Consider the following 22,308-nt stretch of genomic DNA (forward strand, 5'->3'; position numbering starts at 1 on the left):
GCGTCGCGGTCGCTTCACTGGACCGCTACTGGAGCGTGATGGCGTAGGTCAGCGCGAACAGCAGTATCGCGCCGGTCGCGACGTTGATCGCGGTGAGCTCTGCCATCCCGATGACGCTCAGCCCCCAGACGATAGTGGCCGCGAAGACCGTCGAGAGCACCACGTTCATCGCGATAAGTACCCGAGGGTCGCCCTGTGACCCGCTTGCCCCCTCCTCGAACCCGTTCGCGTCGCTCATGCCCACGAACACGGACGGGACGCCCCTTAGCTCTTTGGCAGGCGGGCCTAACGTGACGTATGCACGTTCAAAACCGTGACGGGGACCCGGTCGACCCGGTCCCGTTTCTCGTCTGCACTGCGATGGCGGTGATGTTACTGTTCTCTCTCGGCCCGCTGTACGGCCTCGCCTACGGGCTTCCGGTGTGGGCCGGTCTGGCCGTTGCGACAGTCGGGACCATCGCTGTCGCCGCCGTTTCGTACCACCGACTGATCTGGATGGCCCCGCCGCCCTCGGTACACATCGCCCCGGAGCTTCGCTTTCAGCGCCTCATCTACATCGGTGTCGGCTTCGCTGTTTTGCTGGTCGCTGTCTCGGCTCCGCTGGCCCTGTGATTTACCACCCCGGTACGCATGTGGACTGGTATGCGCGAGGTCGAACGCTCTCGGTTCGTGATGGCGCGGCCACCGGCTGTCCACCGGACTCTCTCGCCGGAGGCAGTCGTCGCGGCGGAGGGGACGTTCACGGTGACGGCTGTCGAGGAGACTGAGACGGGCACGCTGGTCACTGCCGCCGGCCCGGGAATGTCGGTGCCGCTCCGCTTCGAGTCGCGGGACGACGGGCTCAGGTACACCGCCGAGGGTGAGGTCGGTCCGTTCGACCGCTTAGAGACACAGATTACCGTTACGCCGGAGGAAAACGGGTCCCGCATCACGATACGGTCGACCGTCTCGCTGAACCTACCGCTGCCCTTCGCCGACCGCATCGCCGCTTGGAAGCGCGGCAACGAACTCGAACGGGCCATCGAGGAACTGGCGGCGGACGTGCCAGGAGCGTGAGACGGCTGGTCGGGGCACTGGAAGTGAATGCGTGGCACTGAGCAACGGCGCTGCCGCTGGTTGTGAGACGGTTGCACACAACCACGGTACGTTTAGTAGCCGTAATCTCAATATACGACCATGAGCATTCTCGACAGCGTCAAAGCGGCGCTCACGTCACAGCCGGACGCGAAGTCCCGTCCCGACGACGGGTCGAAGGGCGCGTACTGGTGTGACGACTGCGGTGTTCGCATCCGGGATGTCGAACTGGAGGGCGAGCCGGTCTGTCCGGACTGCGGGGATGAGATGCGCTTCGAGCGCGCGGCCGGTCGTGACTGCGCCTGCTAGGGGCTCCGAATCACCGTCTCCTCGCCCTGTTCTGCCGGGAACGGACCCGTGAGTGTCTCGCTGTCCGTCCATTCTGTGTCAGTCACCAGCGCGTCGTCGAGCGCCGTCCGAAGGGCGTCTTCGTCGTACTCCGTCCCGATGAACACCAGTTCAGTCCGGCGGTCACCGTGCTCGTCGTGCCAGTCGAGCTCCGGCCGGTTCGAGCGGTACATGTCCCGCTCGACTTCGGGGAGGCTGGCGATCCATGGGCCCTGTGCCTCGGCCCGTACCGAGGGGCCGGCCTGTCCGACGACGACGTGGCAGTCGTTGCCCGCCAGCCAGACAGTTCCCTTCGACCGGACGACGCCCTGCGGAAGGTCGCGCAACACGTCGGCCAGCCGTCCGGGGTGGAACGGCCGGCGGCGACGGTAGGTGAAGGAGGTGACGCCGTACACGTCCTCGGGGTGGTGGTGGTCGTGTTCGTGGTCGCTGTCGCTCTCATGGGCACCGGTTCCGCTGTCGCCGCCGTGTCCGGCCCCGGACAGCGCGCGCTTCCAGCCCGGCAGGTCGTTGATTTCGTCCGGGTCGAACAGTTCTCGGTCGAACAGCCGGTCGGGGGCGACCTGTGAGAAGGTCGTTCGGACGGTCTCGGCGTCGGGCTGGAGCGCCCGCACCAGTTCTTCGGCCTCGTCGAGTTCCGCGTCCGTACAGAGATCCGTCTTGTTCAGGAGGACGATGTTCGAGAGTTCGACCTGTTCGACCATCAAATCCGAGAGTGGGCGGTCGGCGTCGTCGGTGTCTCCGTCGGCGTTCGCTCCACCAGTACCACGGCGCTCGGGCGTCTCGCCGGCGAAGGCGTCGAGAAACAGTCTGGTGTCGAGCACCGTCACGAGCGTGTCCACGCGATAGAGCGCCGCGACTCGTGACTCAGTGGTGAACAGCCGTGCGACAGGGGCCGGCTCGGAGATGCCCGAGGACTCGACGACCAGCGCGTCGAAGTCACGGTCGTTCGCCAGCCGGACGACCGCCGTTTCGAGGTCGTCCTGCAGCTCACAGCAGATACAGCCGTTCGATAGCTCCGCGACGCCGTCGTCGACATCGAGCTCGGACCCTTCCGCGATGAGGTCGGCGTCGACGTTGACCGTCCCCATGTCGTTGACGAGAACGGCGATGTCTCGGTCGCCGGCCTCGGTCAGCAGGTGGTTCAGCAGCGTCGTCTTCCCGGCCCCGAGACTCCCGGAGAGAATCGTGACGGGAATGGTGTCGCGCATACCGTCCGTTGTGGGCCGGCTCCCTTCAAATCGTGCCTCGTCTCCGGGAGCCGAACACGACCGTCCACCACAGCGGATGGGCACTATCGACGGGTAACTGCGACAGCTTTTACTCCGTGCCTCTCGCACACACGACCCACGATGGAACTGGCCGACCGAATCGAGCGCTTTCGCCGGACGCTGCGGGAGTGGGCCCTCGGGCTGTACCACGGCATGATAACGCACCCGGCCTACGAGAAAATCGAGAAGGAGGCCGAGGACATCGAGGACGCGTTCATGCTGGCCTGTTTCCCCGACGCCTTCGGCATCCCGTCGCCGGTGTCGTACTACACCGCCGAACTGCTGCCCTATCTCGAAGACACCTTCGAGGCCTGGGAGCGGCGGCTGTGGGACCGCGGGTCGTACATCGAACGCAAGGGCCAGCAGTACCACTTCTGATGGAGCCGTTCGTCTTCTTCGGCGGCAAGGGCGGGGTCGGCAAGACCACCGTCTCCTGTGCCTACGGTGTGAAATCCGCACGGGCGGGACTGGAAACGCTCGTCGTCTCAACGGACCCGGCCCACTCCGTCACGGACGTGTTCGACCAGCAGTTCAGCGACGACCCGGAATCCGTCGAGGGCATCGACGGGCTCGACGCGATGGAAATCGACCCCGAGACTGAGGCCCAGCGCCACCTCGACGGCATCCGAAACGACCTCTCAGAGCAGGTGTCGGCGGCGATGGTCAACGAGATAAACCAGCAGCTAGAGATGGCCCACCAGACGCCGGGGGCCTACGAGTCAGCCCTGTTCGACCGCTTCGTCGACGTGATGCGCAACGCCGGCCCGTACGACCGGGTCGTCTTCGACACCTCGCCGACCGGCAGCACGCTCCGCCTGCTCGGTCTCCCGGAGTTCCTCGAAGGGTGGATCGACCGGCTGATGCACAAACGCGAGAAGAGCATCGACCTCTTCGAGAAGGCCGCAATCGGCAACAACGAGCCCCGGCGCGTGATGGACGGTGACCCGGTACTCGCGCGCCTGCAGGACCGCAAGGAGTTCTTCGAGTTCGCCGGCGGCGCGCTTCAGGCCGACGCCGCCTTCTTCCTCGTACTCAATCCCGACCAGCTCTCGGTCAACGAGACCCGCCGCGCCATCGAGGAAATGCGAGAGCGCGACCTCTCGGTTCGGGGCCTCGTCGCGAACAAGCTCACGCCAGAACCCGAGGCCGACGAGGACGGCCGCGGGGCCCGCTATCTCCGGGACCGCGTCGCGACCGAGAACGAACGGCTCCGGGAAGTCCGCGAGACGCTCGACCCGCCGCTGGTCGCGGAAATCACGACCCGCACGGCGGAGGTGAAAGGTGACCTGCTCGATGACGTCGCCGCCGAACTCGATGTCGCCACGAACGCCGAGGCGCCGACGTTCGTCTGAGATGGATTGTTGTCGGATTTACCGGTGTGCCCCGACTCCGGGATCGGCACTATCCGGAACTAATCGACAACAATCCGTATGAGCTACCGACCGCCGCTCGTGTACGGGCCGCGCATGACCGATAAGTAATCAGATATTGGATTTTCGTTGATAGTCGAAGCTGTGTGACCGAGCGGATTCTGACGGACTTGAGAAGTATAAGAAATATATAATAACTATTAATAGCTTGATGTTGGTTACCATTCATGCACATACATGACACAGGTAATCTGGATCGTTCTGGCAGTACTGGTGACGTTCAGCGTCGGCTATCTCGGGTATTCGAAGTACCTTGCGCGGTTCCTCGAACTCGACGCTGACAGCGAGACACCGGCACACAAATATGAGGACGGGCAGGAATACGTCCCGTCGAAGAAACCGGTGCTGCTGGGACATCACTTCTCAAGTATCGCGGGTGGGGCACCGATTGTCGGTCCGATTACCGCAGGCGTAATCTGGGGATGGGTTCCCGCGCTCCTGTGGATTGCTATCGGCAACCCGCTGATGGGAAGTGTCCACGACTTCGTCTCGTTGTCGAGTTCGCTTCGACACGAGGGGAAGTCAATCGGCTACATCATCGGCGAGTACGTCGGTGAGGGTGGGAAGAACATGCTGCTCTGGTTTGCCTTCCTTACCATCATCCTCGTCGTCGCGGTGTTCGCACTCGTCGTCGGAATTGTGTTCAACTCCTACCCCGAGGTAGTGACGGCGTCGCTGGTCTACATCGCCCTCGCGCTGGCGTTTGGTGTGTACCTCTACCAGTTGAACGGCCCGTTCCTGCCGGGGACGGTCCTGTTCGTTGCTGGTGTCTTCGCCGGTGTCTGGGTGGGTATCCAGTATCCCATTGCACTGTTTGAGCCAACGGCAGGACGGACTGCGGACATGGCGGTCACAGTGCTGATCGGCGGCAGCGGGTCGTGGGTTCCCGGTGCGTCCGCCCTCGGCGGAAACACCGCCGCGTGGATCCCGGTGATTATGCTCTACGCAGCGGTCGCGAGTGCCCTTCCCGTGTGGGTACTCCTCCAGCCGCGTGACTACCTCTCGTCGTTCCTGCTGTACGCCGGTGTCGGTGGCGCACTGATTGCCATCATCGCTGGCACCCTGCTTGGCTCGGCCAGTCAGCCCCTCGTCGTCGATAGCTCCATCGGGACGTTCAATGGCTTCTGGGGCGCTGAAAGCGCGGGCCTGTTCCCGCTGTTCCCGCTGTTGTTCATCACAATCGCCTGTGGGACAATCAGTGGATTCCACTCGCTCGTCTCTTCGGGGACGACCGCGAAGCAGTTGGACAAAGAGACCGACGCCCGACTCATCGGCTATGGTGGCATGCTCGGTGAGGGGCTGCTCGCGTCCGTTGCACTCGCGACCCTCGCCGTGGCTGGCCTCCCGGAGGCGTCCGGTGGTATCGGCGCTGCACTGCCGACCTTTGCTGGCGGCGGCGGGATCGTCCTGACCAGTCTCGGCATCCCAGCCTCGTTCGGGGCACCGTTCATGGCGCTGGTGCTCGTGAGCTTCCTGCTGACCTCGACTGACACGGCTGTCCGACTCGGTCGGTACATGATGGAAGAGATTGTCGGCCTTCCGGCCGGCCAGACCACCAGCGGATTCAACGTCGGTGGTGGCCTTCGCTCGACGCTTGGCGAACTCGGTCGCGGACGGTACACCAACCCGATGATCCAGTGTGGCTTCGCGTACATTATGGTCATCTCGGGTCAGTGGGCCGTCCTGTGGGGCCTGTTCGGCGGTGCGAACCAGCTACTGGCTGCCCTTGCACTGCTTGCAGGGACCGTCTGGCTGGCCAACTGGAGCGACGACAAGCAACTCTACTCGACCGGTGTCCCGATGGCCATCATGGTCACAATCACGATTCTCGGACTCGCGTGGCTGGCGTTCTTCCAGAACATCTACCAGACTATCATCGTCGGCGGCGCGTCGGGGGTCCAGTTGTTCGCAACAGTGATACAGAGCCTCTTGGCATTCGTTCTCATCGCCCTCGCGCTGGCGCTAGTCAAGAAAGGCTACGACAACATCAGTACGGTCCGTGACCGTGGTCCCGCCGGCGCGGTCGAGCCGGGTGACGACTGAGACACGGTTCCTTCTTCTTCTTATTTGCGCTGGCAGCGACAGCTACGTCCCCCGCATGACCTCGCCGAACGGTGGCGCAGCGTCGTCCGGGTCGGTCGCTACCGCCGTCACCGAGTCTTCGCCGGCACGAACGCGAACGTGAGCGAGGGCCTGTTCGCTGCCGCTGAGCGTCGCCGTTGCTGCCATCTGTGTCGTCTCGGTTCCGAGAAGGATTGCCGACCCGTCCGCAGACCACTCCGAGAGGGCCCCGACATCGGTATCGGTCGCGAGCGCGACGACCCGGGAAGCACCGCCGGCGCGGTCGCACTGGCCTCGATAGGCTCGCTCTCCTCGGGCAGGACACACTACAGCCGGCCAGCGCGGCCGTGCAAGCGACGACAAAACTGCGCCGGCTCGGCGGCGTCATTTCCAGAACCGCTTGGCGAGCCGCGAAAGGACCCCCTCGCTTGGCGTCGTCACGTCTTCCCAGAGGACGAACGCCTCGACTACGTCGGCGGCCTCGCCGGCGACGGCCTCCTGCTCGTCGGGAGCGATGACGCCCAGATTGACCTCGTAATGGCCGTAGTAGCCGTACTTCAAGAGCGTGCGCTCGCGCTGGCCCTCGACGAACGACCGGACCTCCTCGGGCAGTTCGTCGGCGATGAGGACAAATGTGAAGTCGGTTCGGTAGTGTTCCTCGTTGGCGGTCACGCGCTCGTCGGCCAGGTCGTGGCCCAGTTCGACCAGTCGCTTCAGTTCGCCGACCGTCGGCCGGTCGACGCGGCGGGCGTAAAGGTACTCCTCGGACTCGTGGTCGCCGTAAGACAGCGCCGGGTGGAAGAACTGCTTCTGATTGAGGACCCGCATCTCGCCGTAGAGGTCCCAGCGCTCGCCCCGGAGCCGGTGGTCCCGCTCCAGCGTGTAGTTGTACATCAGGCGGTCGCTCACCCGGTCGAAGTACGGGTCGTCCGTCCAGTGTGGGACTTTCTCGACGATCTCCTCGGGCAGTTCCGATTTCGGGACCGCACCGGTGACCGGGTCCTCCCAGTCGTCCGCACCGTACTCCGGTGATTCCTCGACCGACCCGGACTCTGATTCCTCGCTCATCGTATCGAGTCGCGTGGGCGTTCAGTTCGGACCGGACCCATGCCGCGGTAGCTCATACCATGCCGATACCGTGTCGGAGTCTTAAGCGCGTCGGTCAGCCGACGGTCGGTCACGGGCTGTACACGACCGCCGCGGCAGGTTTTTGATGCTGGCCCAGCAATTAGTCACCAACAATCATGGCGAAAGACACCGAGGCCTGCGGCCGCTGCTCGATGACCGTCGTCGTCGACGCAATCGACGAAACAGAGGGCGAACAGCCTCACGACCCCTTCGGCGACGACCGAATCGAAGTCGACCGGCGGGACATCGAGCGCATCTCGCCCGAGGCTTGGATGGGGCGGCTCTCGGCCCGCGTGAACGAGGTCGTGAACAACTACGTCTGGGGTCGCTAACTGGCTACAGCGCCGCGTCGATAATCCAAAAGAGACCGTAGCTCAGTCCAAACGCCAGCGCGAGCGAGCCAACCCATGCGAGCACCGTTTTGCCCATCTTCTCCCGACTGACCTCGCCGCCACCGGCCGCCGCGCCGGAGCCGACGATAGCGGAGACGATAATCTCGTTGAACGACACTGGAATGCCGAAGAAGACGGCCGCCTGCGCGATGATGAAACTCGGAATCAACGCGCCGATGGACCGCCGCGGGCCGAGCGAGGAGTAGTCCTGTGCCAGCGCCTTTATCATCCGCGGTGCGCCGGTCCACGAGCCGATAAGGAGGCCGAGGCCGCCGAACAGCAGGACCCCGGTGATGGGGATGGCGGCCGTCGGTCCCTCACCGAGCAGGGGCACGAGCGGCCCCAGCGCTAGGCCGACCTGACTCCCGCCGGCGGAGAACGCCACGAGCCCCCCCATCACCAGCAGGAAGTGGCGCTGTCCGGCGGCTGCATCTGCTCTCATGTCTAGGTACAGCAGGCCCGACGCGACCGCTCCGATCAGTAGCGTGACGACGACCATCGACGGGAGTATCGGCGTGTCGGCCGCACGTGCGACGGCCCGAGCCACCGATACCTGTTCGCTGCCCGGCGCGAGCAGGACGAACTCGATGTTCGCCAGAATCATCCCGACCAGCCCGCCCAGCAGCGGCACGAGCCGCTCTTCGGTTGTCGCCTCGTGCCGGAGCGACCACGCCGTCCCGAAGGCGATGCCGCCGCCGACGAAGGGGGTCAGCACCCACAGCGAGACGATTTCGATGTATTTTGCCGTCGCCGGCTGGCCGCCCATCGCCAGTCCGACACCGACGACTGCACCGGTGACGGTAAACGCCGTCGCGATGGGATAGCCGGTGAAGATCCCGACAGCGACCAGCACCGCCGCCGTCAGCAACGCGACGATGGCGGCGATGGCCGACAGGCTCCCCCCGTCCGGAAACACGACGAGTTCGCTGCCGACGGCCTCCGTGACGTTGGCCCCTTGGAGCACTGCGCCCGACAGCCCGAGGAGGCCGACGAAGAACCCGGCCCGCATCACCGAAATCGCGTTCGCACCGACGGCCGGCGCGAACGGTGTGGACCCGGACGACCCGGCACCGATAGCCCAGGCCATGAACAGACTCGCGGCTGACGCGACAACAAGCGTCGCAATCGTACTCGTCGCGACCATCTGTCACGGCGTTTGCCCCGGCCTGCAATGAGCCTACCGTTCGCGCGCCCTCGCGAGACCGACTGCCGACATCCGACAGCACGGCCAAACGTTCAGGTGGCCGCGCGTGGTTCGGTTCCGTATGTCCGCCACTGAAGAGACTGTCCGTGTCTGGCTGGTCGAACGGACCTACTCCGACGACGAACAGAACCTCATCATCCTCACGTACGCGACACCCGACGGCGACCAGTACTTCCGCAAAGAGCGCGCGCTGACCTCGTTTTCCGACGTGCGGGAGACGACAGCCGCCGTCGATGCGGACCCGGCTAACCTCGGGTCAGTCGACGACCCGGACCTCAAGGCGCAGTATGCGGCCGAAGCGACGCGGATGGCCGAGGCCCACGACCCCGACGACGCTATCTAGCGACCAGCGCGGCCGAATCAGCGCTTAGTTCGTCTTCGCTTCTCGGACGCAAAATCAATGCCGGCGGCACGGAGGCCGCCTTAGTTCGTTTTTGCGTCCGTCTCGTCCCCTGTCTCGACCGCATCAACACCCTCAGCGGCCTCAACAGCCTCGGTTACCTTTTCGGTGTCGACGTGCCAGCGGTCGACGGCCTGTTCGAAGTCAGCGAGCTTGTTCGAGACGCGCATCTTCAGGTCGTCGTCGTTGACGTTGACCTCGAAGACGTACTCGGGGCGGTCACCGTCGCCGACGCGGCGGAGGTTCGCGCTGATGAGGTCGTTGTCGAAGTAGTAGGGCGCGATCTGTGTCATCACGTTGCGATAGACGGTGTCCTCGACCTTCCGGAGCGCCTTTCGGCTGGCGGAGTCGGCCGCGCGGGCCACGTAGTCGACGGATTCGCTCCAGCGCTCCATCGCCTCGTCGGGCTCGTCGAGGTTCTCGTAGGACTCGCTGAGCTTTTCGCCGGCGGTCTGGAGGTCTTCGTCCGGCCCCTTGCCGGCCTGTTCCCCCTTGCCCTCGTCGACGCTCGCCTGGTCGGCGGTTTTCTCGTTGACGTCCTCGTCCAGCCGTTCGTGGCTTTTGGGCCGCCACTCGTCGAACTCACTGAGGGCGTCCTCGTCGACAGCTTCGCCCGACGCGATGTCTTTCAGCGCCTGCGTGATCCGCTCGCCGTGCTCGACGATGTCGACCCAGCCGCCCTTCGTCTTGAATCCTGAAACGCTCTCTTCGATGTCTGCCATGGTATAATAGATCGGTCTATGACAGCCGCGTGACCTGCGCTAGTGGGCTGTCCATCTGTACACAGCGGATTGCTGCTCAGTGGGGTTAAACGTTTCCGCCGTGCCGATAGATCTGATATGCTCGCGCTGACTCGTCCCAAACTGTCGATATCGACACGTAGACGGCGTGGTGTCACTGTACAGTGACCTACCCGCCCGTTCTGCTTCGCTCAACACCGAACGGCCGCTTATAAGGATTGCACGCGAATAGTAGTTTGATGTCATCCGCACTATTCGTCGTAAGCGAACACGGGTACTGGGGCGAAGAATGTATCGAGCCGCTGACGACGCTCTCAGATGCTGGTCTGGATATCACGGTGGCGACACCGACCGGCGAACCGCCGGTGCTTGACGAGCGCTCTGTCGACCCCGAAGAAGTCGGCGAAGAACTCTCCGAACACGTTCGGGAGGTCCACGAGACCGACGACCGCCTGAACAACCCGATTCCGCTGGCACAGGCCGACGCCGAGGACTACGACACCGTCGTGTTCCCCGGCGGCCACGGCGCGGAGTGGGATATCACGCAGGATGTCCACGCCCGGAAACTGCTACGCGAGAGCGTCGCCGGCGACGACGGCAAGGCGCTTGTCGTCTGTCACACGGTCGGGATTCTGGCGTTCGCCAGAGACGCTGACGGCGAGTTCCTCGTCGACGGCCGCTCTGTCACCGGCTTCCCGAACGCTTGGGAGGAAGGCATCGTCGACGAGAACGACCTGCTCCCCGACGGCCGCAAGCTTCCGTACTGGGTCGAAGACGAAGTGAAGGCGGCCGGCGCGGACTGGGACGCCGAACTCGACGCTGACACCAGCGTCACTGTCGACGGTGACCTCATCACGGCTCGCGGCCCGCCGTCGTCGGCTGCGGCCGCCCGGACGCTCCTCGATGAGTTCGGTATCGAGACGTCCGCGTAACGGGGTCCGGTACGCCAGCTACCGCCACACATCAACACAGCTGAATTTCTCGAAACAGAAGACATCTCCTCCGGTCGAGCGCTTCCGTGCGGTCGCCGTCCCCGAGAATACGGTGTCATACGGTATCGCACAATATAGTCAAATAACGACTGTGTACTAGCTAACCTTCTTGAAGGCCCCGTGCAACGTAGACATACGTATGACTAACAACTCCACGCGCAGGCGGTTCCTCAAGACAGCAGGCGTTGCAGGTGTCGCGGCACTCGCTGGCTGTGGCGGCGACGGTGGCGACGGCGGATCGACTGAAGGCGACGGTGGCACGACCGAGGGCGACGACATGACCGAAGGCGACGGCGGCGATGTCGACACTCGTCTCTCGTGGCACGCCGGTGGCACCGGTGGCACCTACTTCCCGCTCTCGAACGAGTTCAAGACGGTCGTAGAGGACAACACGGACTTCACGCTGAACGTCCAGTCGACCGGCGCGAGCGTCGAGAACGTCGGCAGTCTCGCCAGCGACGACGCCGACTTCGCGCTCATCCAGAACGACATCGCCTCGTTCGCGAAGAACGGCACCGGCATCGACGCGTTCAAGGACAACGCCGTCGAGAACCTCCGCGGCGTTGCGACCCTGTACCCGGAGACCATTACGCTCGTTACCCTCGCGGACACAGGAATCACGCAGCTCTCCGACCTCGAAGGCGCGACGATCAACACCGGCGACCTCGGTAGCGGGACCCAGGTCAATGCGCTCCAGATTCTGGAGTCGGTCGGTATCTCTGAGTTCACCGAGCAGAACGCCTCGTTCTCACAGGCCGCCGACCAGCTCCGAAACGGCGACATCGACGCCGCGTTCGTCGTCGGCGGCTGGCCGGTCGGCGCTATCGAGGACCTCGCGAACACCAACGACCTCGTCATTGTCCCGATTTCCGGCGACAACCGCGACGCAGCAAAGGAGGACGCCTCTTGGTTCGCTGACGACACCATCCCCGGCGGCACCTACTCCGGTGTCGATGAGGACGTCGAAACAGTCGCCGTTCAAGCGATGATCGCGACGAACGCCGAACAGCCCGAATCGACGGTCGAAGGCGTCACCGCGGCAATCTTCGACAACGTCGACGACCTCTCTATCAAGACGGACTTCATCAGCAAGGAGTCCGCACAGGACGGGATGTCCATCGAACTCCACCCCGGCGCGGCGACCTACTTCGACGCGTAACGCCGCCGACTGACGACATCCGTATCGTTCACTAACTGTCTTCTATTACCCAGCAATCGAATGAGACGACGATACGTTGCTATCGGACTGCTCGCTGCCCTCCTCCTTATTGGGAGCGGAGCGGCGCTACCCGGCGGCCGTGCACTGGTCGTTGCGGACGCCGAGACCGGTGAACAGTATCTGACGGTCCCGGTCGAGGACGGAACGACCGTCGCGCTGGAGTACATGCACAGCGTCGAAAAAACCCGTGTCTACGATGAGTACACGGTCCGAGGTGACCACCTCGAAATGACCCGCATGGAGTTTGAATCGTTCGGCTGGGGACTCCCGAGTGGGGCCAACGTCACGTGGGAAGACGGGATGTACGTCTTCGATCCGCCGGGGAACTACACGCGCGTGACAGTCTCTCCCGGTGATGTCGCAGGACATAAACTTCACGTCGGAGCCGAAACCTACGACTTGGTAGCTCGCACCAACGGCCGCTCGGTCGACCTCTACGTGACCCAGCGTTCGGCGTTCGGTGCCGCAACAGACCAGCTCAACACATGACTGACGACACACGACCTGACGACGACGGGGAGGCCGTATCGGACGAGGAAGTCGACGAAGTACTGCAGGAGATTGAGCGAAAACGCTCCCTCAGGGGCTGGGCGGTTGTCCTCGTCGCGCTCATCGGCATTTCGTTTTCGGTGTTTCAGATGTGGCTCGCGGCGAAGGGGTTCGTCCTCTCGCTCTCGCTCCCGGGTGTCGGTGATGTCGTGTTCGCGTCGCTACAACTGCTCCAGATCAACGCTGTCCACGTCTCTTTCGGCCTTATTCTGACGTTCCTGCTGTATCCGGGTAGCACCGGCGACGGCCCGCTCTCCCGGCGCTGTATCGCGCTTGGGTCGCTGGTCGACGAGAAATTCGGCGCGGAGCATCCGGTGTCTCGTGCCGTTCACGCCGTTGGCGGCGTGCTCGCTTGGGCGTTTCTGGACGCCGAGATGGACCGCGTGACACCATCGGATTTCGTCTTCATCGGCCTGTCGGTGCTGTCGGCCGCGTATTTCATCACTGACTTCGACGAGATCCAGCGGATGCGCGCACTGGGACTCGAACGCGGCCGCCCCATTCAGGACGTGTTCACTTACTTGGAGCCGATAGCGGGCCTGCTCGGGCCACTCGCCGACACCTCCTATGCGTTCGTGCTGGGCGTTGTCGGCGTCATACTTGTCCTCGAAGCGACCCGCCGGGCGATCAGCCTCTGGCTGATGGTCATCGTCGCGGCGTTCGTCGTCTACGCCCGCTTCGGTGTCCTCATTCCACAGGATGCGGCCTACGTCGGTGTCCTCTCTATCCCGGAACTGTCTTGGCCATCTATCATCCAGAACCTCTGGTACAACACCGAAAACGGGGTGTTCGGGATTCCGGTCACCGTCTCCGTGCAGTTCATCTACATCTTCATCCTCTTTGGCGCGTTCCTCGAAATGTCCGGCGCGGGACAGTGGTTCATCGACCTTGCGTACGGCGCGACGGGGACGCGGAAGGGCGGCCCGGCGAAGGCGTCTATCCTCGCCAGCGGCTTCATGGGAACCATCTCCGGCTCGTCCATCGCCAACACGGTCACGACCGGTGCGTTCACCATTCCGTTGATGAAGCGGTCGGGCTACTCGCCGGAGTTCTCCGGCGGCGTCGAGGCCTCGGCCTCCTCGGGCGGTCAGATTCTCCCCCCGGTAATGGGAGCCGCCGCGTTCCTCATCGTCCAGTACACGGCGACGCCGTTCGCTGACGTCATCGTCGTCGCGACAATCCCCGCCATCGTCTTCTTCTTCGGCGTCTGGGTGATGGTCCACTTCGAGGCGGTCAAGGAAGACATCGGCGGGCTCGACTCTTCTGAGCTGGTGAACATCCGCAGCCACCTCCGGAGCGGATGGTTCTACCTCGTCCCGCTCGTTCTTTTGCTGTACTACCTCATCATCGAGCGGCTGTCAGTCGCCCGGTCGGCGTGGTTCACGCTTATCGCAATCGGCGCGCTCATCGCGCTTGTCGCGGCCTACAGCGACGAGACGCGAACTCGACTCGGTATCACACTTGCGTCTCTCTTCGGGCTGACGACGCTCACGCAGTACTTCACCGGGCACGGTATCTTCGGGTACCTGTTCAATCGGTTCGTACAGGCCACTACAGCGTTTCCGGCGCTGTTTGACCGAATCGATGGCCTTGTCGCGGCAGATCTAACAGCGGAAGGTGCACTTGAGTTGGCCGGCCCACAACCGCTTGGCTCCGCGCTTTCGGCGGCGCTCGGAAACGTCGGTATGTTGATCATCCTCGCCGGTGTCCTCACGCTGATTACCCGGCCCCGACTCGACTCGCCGCTGCTTTCCTTCGACGGTGCGGTCGACGACGCCGCCGAGACGACCGCTGACGCCGTCGGTCGCCCGGATCTGGCTTCGAACGGGCTGTACAAGCTCGGCGTCTTCCTCGGGAAATCAATGGAGAGCGGAGCCAGAACCGCGGTCCCGGTCGTCATCGCCGTCGCCGCCGCCGGCATCATCCCGGGTGTCATCAGCGTCTCCGGCCTTGGCCCGAACCTCGTCTCGCTCATCACGGCCGTCGCTGGTGGCTCGCTGGTCTTATTGTTGCTCGTCACCGCGTTCTCTTCGATCATCCTCGGAATGGGGATGCCGACGACGGTGACCTACATCATTCTTGTCTCCCTGCTCGCACCGGCGCTGACCGAGTTCGGCGTTCCGCTGCTGGCGGCGCACCTGTTCATCCTCTATTTCGGCGTCATCGCCGACATCACGCCGCCAGTCGCAGTGGCCGCATACGCTGCCTCCGGCGTCGCGAAGTCTGATGCCTTCGAGACCGGTATCGAGGCGTTCTCGCTGTCGCTGAACAAGGCTATTGTGCCGTTCGCGTTCATCGTCACGCCGGGCATCATTCTGCTTCGCCGTAACCCCGACGCCGCCAGCCTTGACATCGGGGACAAATACCGAGTCGTCGGGGTTACAGACCTCCTCGATGTCGGCTACGCAATCCCCGAGGTACTGATACCCGTGATCGGCGTCTTCCTCGGCGTTGTTGCGCTTGCGGCGACGGTCATCGGGTTCGCGTACGCGCCGGTCTCCCGGGGCGAGCGGGCGGCGTTCGCGTTCAGTTCGCTGCTCCTGATGGCCCCCGCGCTCGCTGTGTCCGGGCTGTACGACCTCCTCGGACTCGTCGGTATCGCCGGCGGCGAGATGACGGTCCTGCTCGACGTTGTACTCCGCGGCGTCGGTCTCGCCCTGTTCCTCTTCCTCATGGCGAAGAACCGCCAGCGCGGCGGTGACCCTGTGGGACAGTCAGGCACGCCCGAGCCGACGTGAGTGAGAACCGTTTAACCCATCGGGGGTCAACGCCTCGGATATGCCAATCGAGCAGCGCGGCGACGCATCCGTCGTCACGCACGCGCTGGCGCGAGATGAACTGACAAAGATACGAAACGTCGAGACCGAACAGGTCGCGTTCCGGAAGGGACTGGTCCGTCTCGGTCGTATCTGCGGCTACGAAATCATCGACGGCCGGATGGAGACCGAGTACACGGAGATCCAGACGCCGCTGACCACGACGATGGGCGAGCGGGTCAAAGGACTCGACGACGTTGTCATCGTCAACGTCCTCCGCGCTGCGACGCCGTTCGTCGAAGGACTGCTCAAAGCGTTCCCCCGCGCTAGGCAAGGTGTCATCTCCGCCAGCCGCGACGAGGACGCCGGCATGAACGACGATGGTGAGTTCCCGATATCGGTCGAATACGTCAAACTGCCCGAAATCACCGAGGACGACACCGTCATCATCGCGGACCCGATGCTTGCGACCGGGTCGACGATGGCCACGGTACTGGACTACATCACTTCGGAAAAGACAGAGCCGGAGAACCTGCTCGTCTTGGCCGCGGTTTCCGCGCCCGAGGGCATCGTCCGCGTCTCGGAGGCCCAGCCGGAGGCAGACATAATCAGCGTCGCTATCGACGACGAACTCGACGATGACGGGTTCATTGTTCCGGGGCTCGGCGATGCCGGTGACCGGGCCTTCCGGACGACCTGAGCGGTCGCGGCTCGTTCGACCTGTCAGCTGAGAGACGAAACGTTTTTATTTGCAGCCCGAATCAGCCGATGATGTCGCGATTTTCCGTCTGTCCCTAGCCGCTGTACCCCCTTGCTTCATCTGGAAACCGACAGACGATAGCACACTACTGGTCCAGTTGAAACGAGACTGACGGCTATGAACCGCCCCGCGGCGACTGGATGTGGCTTCTCGCTGGCAGTGATGGACCGGGAGGCTTTCCTACTGACGGAACGGCAACCCGGTATGGTTCGACGCCGATACCGGGTCGCAGACACCGCCCAGCAACTCGTCGGAGGGTTCCTGCTCGCGGGACCGTTCGTCGTGACCGAGGAGGTATGGGTCCTCGCTGAGAATATGTCTTGGTATCACGCGGTGCTCGTCGTCGGTATCGTGTTCGCTATCGGCTACGGGGCGCTGTACAAGGCTGATGCCGGCCGGGATATCGACACAGAGGCGGAAGTCGCTGGTATTCCGGTCCGCTTCGTCTCGCTGATGATCGTGGCGTTCGGTTCGGTCGCCATCCTCGCGACGGCGCTGACCGCACCGGACACGTTTCTCGTCGACGGTGGGATTCTGCCGGACCCGACGCCGATTGCCGTCGCCCTGACGACCCTGAAAGCGATCATCGTCGGTGCGATTTTCAGCGTCGTCGGGGCTGCGACGGCGGACAGCGTGTTCTGACCGGGACCCGCACACTTAATTGGGTTCCCCACTCCTTGATGTGCATATGGAGTATACGCTGGCTATCGACAACGCACCCGAGACCGTTCCGGGTGGCACGGGGGTACTGCTCCTGCACCCGAGTACCGGCGAGACGGACCGACTGGATACGGACTTCCTCGCGACCGACACGGACTCGATGCTCGTCATCTCGACCCGGACCACTGCCCGGGAGGTCAAGCAGAAACTGGAGTACTACGAGGTCGACGAGTCGAAGGCGACCATCCTCGACACGCTGTCGGTCGAACGTGGCTACACTCGTCGCCAGTCCGAAAGCGTCCGATACGTCTCCGCGCCCGACGATCTCTCCGGTATTGTCTCGGAGGCCGAGACGTTCCTACAGGACCACGACGGGAAACTCCGCGTGACCTTCGACTCGCTGACGGAACTCATCTACTACGCCGACGAGGACGGCGCACTGTCGGCTGTCGAAGATATCCTTGGCCTGCTTGCAGAGTACGACGCCGTCGGGATGTTCCACCTCGCCGACGAGGTCCACGACGAGGAGACGGTCGCGAGGTTCCGGGAACTCTTTGACGGCGTCATTGAACTGTCCGAGGACGGAACCGTTTCGAGTTCCTTCGAGGAGTAACCGGATACGAACCGCCCCGAATCTCCGACTCTTTCGGTGTGGTTGTGGCCGCCGACTGACACGATACTGTCCGTTGTGTCCTCCGATGGCGTTTCCCTCTCTCGAACGAAACGGTGTTTTCCCCCGGCAGCGACGCCAACACCCCGTATGAGAACTCTTACCAGACCAACAACAATTAAGAGGGTATAACCCACATACAGGGTTGTATGCCGGAATGCCAGAACTGCGGTAATTTTGTAACGGCTGACTACGCGCGTGTGTTCACGCCGAACGGGGTCGAAAAGCCCAGGGTCTGTCCGCAGTGCGAGGACAAGATTCGTGACGGGGCAGACGTCCGTGAGGCCCGGTCCACACGCCGTGGATAGAACCGATCAGGAACTGCCGCCCTGTGACCTGACGGTTGCGGGGACGTTTTCCTCGCCGGCTGAACTCGCTCCCACTCGCTGTTTCACCGCACAAGCGTTTCAGTGTCTATACTAGCGCGTCTGTCAGGCGTGTCCGTGCCTCTTCAAACACCGCGTCAGCACGGTCTGTATCACGGGCTTCGGCGGTAATCCGAACGAGCGGCTGGGTCCCGCTGGCCCGCAGGAGGAACCACGCATCGCCGAGATCGACACGGACACCGTCGAGCGTCGTCACGTCGTCGTAAGCGCCGGTCACCGTCTCACGGACGCGGTCCATCACGGTCTCCTTCCGGTCAGTTTCGACGCTATCCCGGCGGATGGGATACTCCGGGACGTCGGCGGCGCGGTCGCCCAGCGGACGCTCGCTGTCCAGCGCCGCGGCAGTACAGGCCGCCAGCGGACCGTCCGGACACAGCGTTCGCTCGGGCCAGATCCACGCACCGCTTGGTTCACCGCCGAAGGCCACGCCCTCGGCGCTCGCGGCCTCGGCGACGTACACGTCCCCGACCGGAGTGTACTCGACGGCCACGTCGATATCGCTGAGGTGGTCCTCGACGGCGAGGCTCGTATCGACCGGGACGGCGACCCGCTCGCCCGGTGACGCCGCAGTACGGGCGAACACGGCCAGCAACACGTCGCCCGAGAGGAAGGTCCCGTCGCCCGCAACCGCCCGCATCCGGTCGGCGTCGCCGTCGTGTGCGATGCCGAGGTCGGCGTCGGATTCGGCCACCAGCGTCGCCAGCGACTCGCAGTTCTCGGCTTTCGGCTCCGAGGGCCGGCCCGGGAACGCGCCGTCGGGCTGGCCGTTGAGCGTTTCGACGGTACAGCCCAGCGCCGAGAGGGCGTCGACGCTGACCCGGCCTGCGCCGTTGCCGAGGTCGACGACGACGTGGCTGTCGAGGTCGCTCTCGCCGATTTCCTCGACCAGCGCGTCAACATGGCGCTGACTGGCATCCCGGGACTCGATGTTGCCGCTCTCGTCCCAGTCAGCCGGCTCGAACGCGTCCTCGTCAAGCCGCTGCTCGATAGTCGACCGCAGGTCCGCATCGAAGGCCTGTCCGCTGGGTTGCCAGAGCTTGATACCGTTGTCTTCCGGCGGGTTGTGGCTGGCCGTCACTGCGACGCTGGCGTCGGCGTCCTGCCACGCCACCGCCCGGCCGATGGTGGGCGTCGCTGCACCGCTGAGGTCGATCACGTCGACACCGCTCTCACGGAGGCCAGCCTCCAGCGCCGCCTGCAGATACTCGCCGCTCGCCCGCGGGTCCCGGCCCACGACGACCCGCTCGCAGTCGATGCCAAGTGCCCGCCCCACGGAGAGCGCCAACTCGGCCGTGACCGTCTCGCCGACGGGACCCCGAATCCCGCTCGTTCCGAACTGTGTCATTACTGCTCTCTGGGTCGGGCCACCCCTAAAATCCATCCGGCATCGGACAGGTACTGTGGGCTGCTGGTGCTGCCGCTCGCTCCGTCACTGCGTCGGTGCCCACTCGCAGGCTGTGCCGGTCGTCAGGTCAGCCTCGTCGATGTGAGCGGAGAGGCAGCCGTAGTTACAGAACCGTGCTGTCGGCTCTCCGTCGGACGACTCGCTGACGAACACGGGATCGTGGGCCTCGACCGAACAGCCACAGTACGTGCAGGCGGTCATACGGACCCTTGCGGCCGGGAGAACAAACGTTTTGTCCGCGTCTGTCGACCCACCGCATATGAAACAGGGCGGCTCCGACGCAGCGAAACAGGTAGCGGGGGAATCAGCAGCCGAAGCAGTCGAGGACGGTATGGTGGTCGGCCTCGGGACGGGATCGACGGCGGCCTACGCTATCCGCGCTATCGGGCGGGCGGTCGACGCCGGACTCGACATCGTCGGCGTCCCTACGTCCTTCCAGTCCCGCCAGCTGGCCCGGGACTGCGGGATTCCGCTGGCCGACCTTGCGGATGTGTCGGTCGACCTCGCTATCGACGGGGCTGACGAGGTAGCCGACGGTGACCTCATCAAAGGTGGCGGCGCGGCTCACGCACGGGAGAAAATCGTCGACGCGAACGCCGACCGCTTCCTCGTCGTCGCCGACCCGACGAAAGAAGCCGAGCGGCTCTCGGTGCCGGTACCTGTTGAGATACTGCCGATGGCCCGCTCGACGGTCGCCGCGGCGGTCGAGGACTTGGGTGGCGACCCGGCGCTCCGTCGTGCAGAGCGCAAGGACGGCCCTGTTGTCACCGATAACGGGAACCTCGTGCTTGACTGCGATTTCGGTGCCATCGAGGACCCACCCGAACTCGCAGCTGCCCTCTCGGCGCTCCCCGGCGTCGTCGAGCACGGGCTGTTCGTCGATATGGCCGACGAGGTTCACGTCGGCACGACAGACGGCGTCACCGTTCGAACGCCGTAGAGAGCTGTCGCTGGTTGGCTTGCGTCAAAAAATACGCTGCTCGAAACGACCTTACAGGTCGCGCGGCTGGACCGTCTTCCGGTCGTTCTCGTCGGCTCGGCGGGCTGCGTCCTGAAGCAGCTCTTCGACTTCCTCGTCGAGTGCGTCGTAGAAGTCGGACGCTACGTTCATGTCGTTGAGCTCTTCCTTAACGGCGGCTTTGACGATTAGGTCTGCCATACAGACGAGGTATCGACGGGGGTTACTTATATACTTTCTCCAATTAGTTCGCTCTCGACCCTATTACCGGCAGTTTGAGGCGTTATACGACACATAACCGCTTATAAATCCGCAATTGTGTCCGAAAGGATCCATCAGAATGTGCCCATTCGGCTGCGCTAGACCGCTATTATCGCGTTACTCCGGCCGAGCGTCGCTCACGCGCGCTCGCACAGGTCCGGCCCTGATTGGGACGAGACGACGACTGGGGACCGACGGATAGGAGTGGCCGTATCTCTCAATAACTCCTATGCGCGATATACTCGATTCGGTTGCGGCAGGCGACCTCTCCCCGGCGGAGGCCGAGGCGGCGCTTGCGGGCTATGCGACCAGTGGGGCCGGTCGGTTCGACGCCGCTCGGGAGGACCGCGCTGGCGTTCCCGAGGCCGTCCTCGCGGACGGGAAGACACCAGCGGAAGTGGCGGATCTGGCGGCGACAGCTATCGAAACGACGGACCGAGCTATCGTGACGCGGCTCGATACGTCCACTGCAACGGCCGTTCGGGAGCGGTTGGACGAGACCGCCCCGGACGCGACGGTCCGATGGGACGACCGCTCAAACTGGTTGGTAGCGACGACACCTGCGTTCGAGCGTCCGTCGCTTGATGCATCAGTAGGCATCGTCACCGCTGGGACGTCCGACGCCGTCCCAGCCGGTGAAGCCGCGCTCATCGCCGAGGAGATGGGGGCGACCGTGACTCGCATCGACGACGTCGGCGTTGCGAGCCTCGCACGGACGGTCGACGCGGTCGATGGCTTCCGAGATCAGGACGTGCTGATCGTCGCAGCAGGCCGCGAAGGCGCGCTCCCGACGGTCGTTGCCGGTCTCGTGGACGTACCGGTCATCGGCCTCCCGGTCTCGACCGGCTACGGCCATGGCGGCGAGGGTGAGGCAGCCCTCTCGGGGCTGCTCCAGTCCTGCACCGCCCTCTCCGTTGTGAACATCGATGCCGGCTTCACCGCCGGAACGCAGGCCGGCCTAATCGCCAGACAGCTCGACGATGCGCGGACATAGACAACCTCGCCGACCGCGGACATACCCAAGTATTTGGGTAAAGAGCTATGAGAACAACGCGCGTACGCGTATACGTCGGCGGTGGTGTCGCCGACGAACACGATGCCTGAATGTGATCATTGCGGCGCGCACGTCTCAGACCAGTTCGCCCGAGTGTTCGCGGATGAACGCGGGCATATCAGGGCTTGTCCCAACTGCTCGGCAAACGCTGGCATTGCCGAGGTATCGAGAGAGCGCGCCCAACAAGTGTGAGGCCCACTGGGCCACCAGCATCGTGCGATGACTACCGCGCGGAGCCCTTACCACGTGTACGTCCTCCGGTGTGACGACAACACGTTTTACACCGGTTATACGACCGACGTAGAGCGCCGCGTCCGCGAACACGACACCGGAAACGGCGCGAAGTACACGCGCGGCCGAACCCCGGTCGAACTGATCCACGTCGAGTCGTTCGACTCACAGTCCGAAGCGATGAGTCGTGAGTACGAGATCAAACAGTACACGAGAGCGGAGAAGGAGCGGCTCGTCGAGGCCAGCGACGCCGAAGCTGACTTTGATCTCTGAGCCGCAGAAACGACCGTGCTGCCGTCTCAGATGCCGACGCTCGACTCCTTTCACCGGTAAACGGGCAGTGACCGCTCGGTGATTGG

Annotated in this window: 27 protein-coding genes; 18 read left to right on the forward strand and 9 right to left on the reverse strand. The window is 63.9% G+C overall.

Annotated elements, in window-relative coordinates; translation table 11 throughout:
- Positions 1 to 25: 25 nt before the first annotated feature.
- A complete protein-coding gene (locus Har1129_RS15255; protein WP_151101473.1) occupies positions 26 to 238 on the reverse strand; it encodes a hypothetical protein in 213 nt (70 codons plus the stop codon).
- Positions 239 to 297: 59 nt separating this feature from the next.
- Between Har1129_RS15255 and Har1129_RS15260 the strand changes: the two genes are divergently transcribed.
- The 3 genes from Har1129_RS15260 to Har1129_RS15270 all read left to right on the forward strand — a co-directional run bounded on the left by Har1129_RS15260 (position 298) and on the right by Har1129_RS15270 (position 1,383).
- Complete coding sequence (locus Har1129_RS15260) at positions 298 to 612, forward strand: hypothetical protein (RefSeq protein WP_151101476.1); 315 nt, start codon at positions 298 to 300, stop codon at positions 610 to 612.
- 30 nt (positions 613 to 642) lie between these two features.
- A complete protein-coding gene (locus Har1129_RS15265; RefSeq protein ID WP_151101479.1) occupies positions 643 to 1,056 on the forward strand; it encodes an SRPBCC family protein in 414 nt (137 codons plus the stop codon).
- A 120-nt stretch (positions 1,057 to 1,176) separates the two neighbouring features.
- The gene (locus Har1129_RS15270; protein ID WP_151101481.1) at positions 1,177 to 1,383 is read left to right on the forward strand and encodes a hypothetical protein; all 207 of its coding nucleotides are present in this window, start codon (positions 1,177 to 1,179) and stop codon (positions 1,381 to 1,383) included.
- Here the strand turns inward: Har1129_RS15270 and Har1129_RS15275 are convergent.
- Positions 1,380 to 2,633: a GTP-binding protein gene (locus Har1129_RS15275; RefSeq protein ID WP_151101483.1), complete on the reverse strand. Its 1,254-nt coding sequence runs from the start codon at positions 2,631 to 2,633 to the stop codon at positions 1,380 to 1,382. The two genes, Har1129_RS15270 and Har1129_RS15275, sit on opposite strands and share 4 nt — an antisense overlap.
- A gap of 141 nt (positions 2,634 to 2,774) precedes the next feature.
- Between Har1129_RS15275 and Har1129_RS15280 the strand changes: the two genes are divergently transcribed.
- The 3 genes from Har1129_RS15280 (at position 2,775) to Har1129_RS15290 (ending at position 6,166) form a co-directional block, all read left to right on the forward strand.
- Positions 2,775 to 3,071: a hypothetical protein gene (locus tag Har1129_RS15280; protein WP_151101486.1), complete on the forward strand. Its 297-nt coding sequence runs from the start codon at positions 2,775 to 2,777 to the stop codon at positions 3,069 to 3,071.
- Positions 3,071 to 4,045: a TRC40/GET3/ArsA family transport-energizing ATPase gene (locus Har1129_RS15285; RefSeq protein ID WP_151101488.1), complete on the forward strand. Its 975-nt coding sequence runs from the start codon at positions 3,071 to 3,073 to the stop codon at positions 4,043 to 4,045. The genes Har1129_RS15280 and Har1129_RS15285 overlap by 1 nt, the downstream gene beginning before the upstream one ends.
- Before the next feature lie 255 nt (positions 4,046 to 4,300).
- On the forward strand, positions 4,301 to 6,166 hold the full coding sequence (locus Har1129_RS15290) for a carbon starvation protein A (RefSeq protein WP_151101491.1): 1,866 nt from the start codon (positions 4,301 to 4,303) through the stop codon (positions 6,164 to 6,166).
- A 42-nt stretch (positions 6,167 to 6,208) separates the two neighbouring features.
- On the opposite strand, the gene Har1129_RS15295 is transcribed toward Har1129_RS15290, so the two are convergent.
- Together Har1129_RS15295 and Har1129_RS15300 are read right to left on the reverse strand one after the other, a co-directional pair.
- Entirely contained in the window at positions 6,209 to 6,511 is a 303-nt protein-coding gene (locus Har1129_RS15295) for a hypothetical protein (RefSeq protein ID WP_225307829.1), read from the reverse strand.
- A 57-nt stretch (positions 6,512 to 6,568) separates the two neighbouring features.
- Complete coding sequence (locus Har1129_RS15300) at positions 6,569 to 7,252, reverse strand: hypothetical protein (protein WP_151101494.1); 684 nt, start codon at positions 7,250 to 7,252, stop codon at positions 6,569 to 6,571.
- Positions 7,253 to 7,428: 176 nt separating this feature from the next.
- Here Har1129_RS15300 and Har1129_RS15305 point away from each other — a divergent pair, with 176 nt between their 5' ends.
- Entirely contained in the window at positions 7,429 to 7,644 is a 216-nt protein-coding gene (locus Har1129_RS15305) for a hypothetical protein (protein ID WP_151101497.1), read from the forward strand.
- 4 nt (positions 7,645 to 7,648) lie between these two features.
- Here the strand turns inward: Har1129_RS15305 and Har1129_RS15310 are convergent, their stop codons facing one another.
- Positions 7,649 to 8,848, reverse strand: a complete 1,200-nt coding sequence (locus Har1129_RS15310) for an inorganic phosphate transporter (protein ID WP_151101500.1) — start codon at positions 8,846 to 8,848, stop codon at positions 7,649 to 7,651.
- Positions 8,849 to 8,969: 121 nt separating this feature from the next.
- Between Har1129_RS15310 and Har1129_RS15315 the strand changes: the two genes are divergently transcribed.
- Positions 8,970 to 9,251 carry a hypothetical protein gene (locus Har1129_RS15315; protein ID WP_151101501.1) on the forward strand — a complete coding sequence of 94 codons (282 nt, stop codon included), beginning with the start codon at positions 8,970 to 8,972 and terminating at the stop codon, positions 9,249 to 9,251.
- An 80-nt stretch (positions 9,252 to 9,331) separates the two neighbouring features.
- Here the strand turns inward: Har1129_RS15315 and Har1129_RS15320 are convergent, their stop codons facing one another.
- On the reverse strand, positions 9,332 to 10,030 hold the full coding sequence (locus tag Har1129_RS15320) for a DUF5828 family protein (protein WP_151101502.1): 699 nt from the start codon (positions 10,028 to 10,030) through the stop codon (positions 9,332 to 9,334).
- Positions 10,031 to 10,287: 257 nt separating this feature from the next.
- On the opposite strand from Har1129_RS15320, the gene Har1129_RS15325 reads away from it, so the two are divergent.
- The 7 genes from Har1129_RS15325 (at position 10,288) to Har1129_RS15355 (ending at position 17,597) form a co-directional block, all read left to right on the forward strand.
- Positions 10,288 to 10,980 (forward strand): type 1 glutamine amidotransferase domain-containing protein, encoded by a 693-nt coding sequence (locus tag Har1129_RS15325; protein ID WP_151101503.1) that lies wholly within the window; start codon positions 10,288 to 10,290, stop codon positions 10,978 to 10,980.
- Positions 10,981 to 11,179: 199 nt separating this feature from the next.
- Positions 11,180 to 12,199, forward strand: coding sequence for a TAXI family TRAP transporter solute-binding subunit (locus Har1129_RS15330; protein WP_151101505.1), 1,020 nt, complete (start codon positions 11,180 to 11,182; stop codon positions 12,197 to 12,199).
- A gap of 60 nt (positions 12,200 to 12,259) precedes the next feature.
- Positions 12,260 to 12,748, forward strand: coding sequence for a DUF1850 domain-containing protein (locus Har1129_RS15335; protein ID WP_151101507.1), 489 nt, complete (start codon positions 12,260 to 12,262; stop codon positions 12,746 to 12,748).
- Complete coding sequence (locus tag Har1129_RS15340) at positions 12,745 to 15,546, forward strand: TRAP transporter fused permease subunit (protein ID WP_151101509.1); 2,802 nt, start codon at positions 12,745 to 12,747, stop codon at positions 15,544 to 15,546. The genes Har1129_RS15335 and Har1129_RS15340 overlap by 4 nt, the downstream gene beginning before the upstream one ends.
- A gap of 40 nt (positions 15,547 to 15,586) precedes the next feature.
- Positions 15,587 to 16,264 carry a uracil phosphoribosyltransferase gene (gene upp, locus Har1129_RS15345; RefSeq protein WP_151101511.1) on the forward strand — a complete coding sequence of 226 codons (678 nt, stop codon included), beginning with the start codon at positions 15,587 to 15,589 and terminating at the stop codon, positions 16,262 to 16,264.
- Between the two features lie 264 nt (positions 16,265 to 16,528).
- The gene (locus tag Har1129_RS15350; protein WP_394349640.1) at positions 16,529 to 16,966 is read left to right on the forward strand and encodes a DUF2391 domain-containing protein; all 438 of its coding nucleotides are present in this window, start codon (positions 16,529 to 16,531) and stop codon (positions 16,964 to 16,966) included.
- 46 nt (positions 16,967 to 17,012) lie between these two features.
- Positions 17,013 to 17,597: a hypothetical protein gene (locus Har1129_RS15355; RefSeq protein WP_151101515.1), complete on the forward strand. Its 585-nt coding sequence runs from the start codon at positions 17,013 to 17,015 to the stop codon at positions 17,595 to 17,597.
- 471 nt (positions 17,598 to 18,068) lie between these two features.
- On the opposite strand, the gene glmM is transcribed toward Har1129_RS15355, so the two are convergent.
- Together glmM and Har1129_RS15365 are read right to left on the reverse strand one after the other, a co-directional pair.
- Positions 18,069 to 19,385, reverse strand: a complete 1,317-nt coding sequence (glmM, locus tag Har1129_RS15360) for a phosphoglucosamine mutase (RefSeq protein WP_151101517.1) — start codon at positions 19,383 to 19,385, stop codon at positions 18,069 to 18,071.
- A gap of 84 nt (positions 19,386 to 19,469) precedes the next feature.
- Entirely contained in the window at positions 19,470 to 19,646 is a 177-nt protein-coding gene (locus Har1129_RS15365) for a hypothetical protein (protein ID WP_370455427.1), read from the reverse strand.
- Positions 19,647 to 19,704: 58 nt separating this feature from the next.
- Between Har1129_RS15365 and rpiA the strand changes: the two genes are divergently transcribed.
- Positions 19,705 to 20,385, forward strand: a complete 681-nt coding sequence (gene rpiA / locus Har1129_RS15370) for a ribose-5-phosphate isomerase RpiA (protein ID WP_151101520.1) — start codon at positions 19,705 to 19,707, stop codon at positions 20,383 to 20,385.
- A 51-nt stretch (positions 20,386 to 20,436) separates the two neighbouring features.
- On the opposite strand, the gene Har1129_RS15375 is transcribed toward rpiA, so the two are convergent.
- Positions 20,437 to 20,604 carry a hypothetical protein gene (locus Har1129_RS15375; protein ID WP_004517708.1) on the reverse strand — a complete coding sequence of 56 codons (168 nt, stop codon included), beginning with the start codon at positions 20,602 to 20,604 and terminating at the stop codon, positions 20,437 to 20,439.
- 289 nt (positions 20,605 to 20,893) lie between these two features.
- Between Har1129_RS15375 and larB the strand changes: the two genes are divergently transcribed.
- Both larB and Har1129_RS15385 read left to right on the forward strand, forming a co-directional pair.
- The gene (larB, locus tag Har1129_RS15380) at positions 20,894 to 21,658 is read left to right on the forward strand and encodes a nickel pincer cofactor biosynthesis protein LarB (RefSeq protein ID WP_151101523.1); all 765 of its coding nucleotides are present in this window, start codon (positions 20,894 to 20,896) and stop codon (positions 21,656 to 21,658) included.
- 279 nt (positions 21,659 to 21,937) lie between these two features.
- Positions 21,938 to 22,222: a GIY-YIG nuclease family protein gene (locus tag Har1129_RS15385; protein WP_191906089.1), complete on the forward strand. Its 285-nt coding sequence runs from the start codon at positions 21,938 to 21,940 to the stop codon at positions 22,220 to 22,222.
- Positions 22,223 to 22,308: the final 86 nt, after the last annotated feature.

Source organism: Haloarcula sp. CBA1129 (assembly GCF_008729015.1).
In the GTDB taxonomy this organism is placed as follows: domain Archaea; phylum Halobacteriota; class Halobacteria; order Halobacteriales; family Haloarculaceae; genus Haloarcula.